The 3,252-nt window shown below is 62.2% G+C and carries 3 protein-coding genes; 2 read left to right on the forward strand and 1 reads right to left on the reverse strand.

The annotated features are described in order from the left end of the window. Positions 1-75: 75 nt before the first annotated feature. On the forward strand, positions 76-780 hold the full coding sequence (gene lapG, locus ACSMEV_RS04325; protein WP_459207392.1) for a cysteine protease LapG: 705 nt from the start codon (positions 76-78) through the stop codon (positions 778-780). Positions 781-790: 10 nt separating this feature from the next. Further along, positions 791-2,734 carry a cyclic di-GMP receptor LapD gene (gene lapD / locus ACSMEV_RS04330; RefSeq protein ID WP_459207393.1) on the forward strand — a complete coding sequence of 648 codons (1,944 nt, stop codon included), beginning with the start codon at positions 791-793 and terminating at the stop codon, positions 2,732-2,734. A 66-nt stretch (positions 2,735-2,800) separates the two neighbouring features. On the opposite strand, the gene ACSMEV_RS04335 is transcribed toward lapD, so the two are convergent. Further along, on the reverse strand, positions 2,801-3,142 hold the full coding sequence (locus ACSMEV_RS04335; protein ID WP_459207394.1) for a tryptophan synthase subunit beta: 342 nt from the start codon (positions 3,140-3,142) through the stop codon (positions 2,801-2,803). Between the last annotated feature and the right edge of the window lie 110 nt (positions 3,143-3,252).

The raw sequence follows: 3,252 nt of genomic DNA on the forward strand, positions 1-3,252 counted from the left end.
CACACCATAATGGTGGCTAAGTGCGATTGCGTTCCGGCAAGGCCGGCCGCACCATCGCTGCACTCGATGTTTTGAATGGACTCCCCCGTGGCGATCACCAGGATGCTCACAGTTGCCGCGCGGCGTTGCGGCCTTGCCGTACTGCTAGGTTGCTTGCTGCTGGGCGGGCTGCATGCGGAGTGGGATTTCTCGCTGATCAGCCGCCGCGCCGAAGCGCTATATGGGCCGCTAGGCACAGGCCAAGGTCGTATCGATGCCTGGCAAGCCATGCTGGACAGTCCACGCTCAGGCAGCGAGCAGGCGCGTCTGGAGCAGGTCAACAGCTTTTTCAATCGGCAGCTGCGTTATGTCGAAGACATCGATCTCTGGCATGAAACCGATTACTGGGCCACCCCCGTGCAATCACTGATGAAAGGTGCCGGAGATTGTGAAGACTATGCGATCGCCAAATACTTCAGCCTGCGGCACATGGGTATACCCAGCGAAAAATTGCGCATTACCTACGTTAAAGCACTGCGGCAAAACCGTGCGCACATGGTACTCACCTACTATTCGACGCCCCAGGCACAACCCCTGGTGTTGGACAGTCTCATGGACGCCATCAAACCCGCCAGCCAGCGGCCCGACCTGCTTCCCGTGTATGCCTTCAACGCCCAGGGCCTCTGGCTACCTGGTGCGGGAGGTAATCGCAAGGTCGGTGATACCAAGCGCTTGTCGCGCTGGCAGGATGTCTTGAAGAAAATGCAGGCCGAAGGATTTGCGGCCGACTCGATCGATTGAAGGAGCGCGGATGTCCCTGTTCAAACAACTGCTGTTGGCAATCTGCCTGTTTCTGCTGATCGCTTTCAGCGGCAGCTTCATCGTCAGCCTGGAGAGTTCGCGTAGCCAATACGTGAACCAACTGCGCTCTCATGCACAAGACGCGGCTACGGCGCTTGCGCTGTCGCTGACGCCCAACATCGACGACCCGGCCATGACCGAGCTGGTTGTCAGCTCGCTGTTCGACAGCGGTTACTACGCCAGCATTCGTGTCATCGACCTCGATACCGACAAGGTTCTGGTCGAACGCCAGGCCGAGCCTGACAGTGGTGGTGTACCGCGCTGGTTCGTCAGCCTGATCGGCCTGGGCGCGGAAGGCGGCGACGCGATCGTTAGCCGCGGCTGGCAGCAGGCTGCCCGGGTCGAGGTGGTCAGCCACCCGATGTTCGCGTTGGCCAAGCTCTGGCAGAGCGCTTTGGGCAGCCTGGCCTGGCTGCTGCTATGTGGCGTGATCAGCGCCGTGCTTGGAGCGCTACTGCTGCGTCGCCAACTGCGGCCCCTCGATGCCATGGTCGCGCAGTCCCAAGCCATTGCGCGTCGTGAGCTGGTGAGCATCTCCCCGGTGCCGCGTACTCCCGAACTGCGCCGCGTGGTGCTGGCCACCAACCTCATGGTGGAAAAGCTCAAGGCGCTGTTCGCCGAGCAAGCCGAGCGCAGTGAGAAGCTGCATGCCGAATCGTATCAGGACAGCCTCACAGGCCTGGCCAACCGGCGTTACTTCGAGATGCAGCTGGCGGCGAAGGTCAGCAACCTCGAAGAGACCCGTGCTGGTTATCTGCTGTTGTTGAGGGTCATGGACCTCAGTGGCCTGAACCTGCGCCTGGGTGGGCAGCGCACCGACCAACTGCTGCAAGCCGTCGGCCAGCAGCTGCAACGCGCCTGTGCCCGCCACCCGGAAACCCATGACCTGATCACCCGAAGCCGCGGCGGTGAGTTCGCTGTGCTGGCCCCTGGCATGGTGCACGAAGACGCCGTTCGCCTCGCCCAGGCCCTGACCGTCAGCCTGCAGGACTTGCATGCCACCGGCGCCAGCGACATCAGCCCGATCGCCTGCATCGGCGTCGCCCCTTACAGTCCAGGGGATGCGCCCCAGGCACTGCTCAAACTGGCCGACGAGGCCCTGGCGCGCGCAGAAAGCCAACCCGAGCCCGGCTGGGTCTGCCTGGAGCAGGGGATGTCGGCACAAGCGGCCGACAGCCAGCACGCTTGGCATGAACGCCTCGACCGTGCGCTGAACCAGGGGCTTTTCGCACTGTTCCTGCAACCGGTGGTCGACGCCGACAATGCCGAGCGGGTGCTGCATCACAAAGTCATCTCTCGTCTGGACGACGGCGCGGAAGTGCTGGCCGCTGGCCGTTTCCTGCCTTGGTTGGAGCGCTTCGGCTGGACGCCCAGGCTGGACCTGCTAGTGATCGAAAAGGTACTGCAGCACCTGCGCGAGCATCGCCAGCCGCTGGCCCTGAACCTGTCGGGTGCGATCCTGACCGATCCTGTAGCCCTGCAACGCGTGTTCGACCTGCTGGGCAAGCACAGCGCCGTCGGTGCTCACCTGACCCTGGAAATCGGCGAGGAACAGTTGCCCGAGCAGGCCAAGCTCGAAGAGCTGACCCGTCGCCTGCACGCCTTGGGCTTCGCCGTGGCCCTGCAGCGCTTCGGCGGTCGTTTCAGCATGATCGGCAACTTGGCCGACCTGGGGCTCGCCTATTTGAAAATCGATGGCGGTTATATCCGCAACATCGATACCGAACCGCACAAACAGCTGTTCATCGAGGCCATTCAACGCGCAGCCCACAGCATCGACATTCCGCTGATTGCCGAGCGGGTCGAAACCGAGGGCGAGTGGCGGGTGCTCAAGGAAATGGGTGTGCAAGGCATCCAGGGGCAACTGACGGGCGAACCAGCGCCCTGGCGTTGAGCGGCGCAGGCGCGGGTCAGGCCAAGGCGGCCTGAACCTGCGTCATCCAGTGCGGTGTAGGCGTTATCAGATCAAACCGGTATCGGCATCCTCTTCTATGAGATCGGTGAGGCTGCCCAGTGCCTTACGCGCCTTCTTGCGCTGATTCAGCTTGGTCTGTGCGCCTTGCGGCAAGTCGCTCAAGTGAATCACGCCCTTGCTGGTCAGAACCTCGATGAGGTCTTCCAGTACCCGGATCATGTCCAGATCGCTCTGCTTGAGCTGCTTCAAGCCATTCTGCAACTGATCGTCGGAGAACCATTCCTGAATTTCGGCATGGTCGGCCGGCAACTCCTCGGTGTACCCCTCATAAGGCGTGGCTTGCACCTGTTGCAGCTTGCCCCGCGCATTGCGGTGGACGTAGAACATGGCGAATCCTCGAGACGATGGTGCGTTGTTGTAGTGGTCAGCATAGGCAGGATTTGACGCCTGCCCGGGTTTCGCCGATGCCGGCGACCCTGAGGTCGCCGGCCTGCTGA

The organism is Pseudomonas sp. MLB6B (assembly GCF_054508135.1).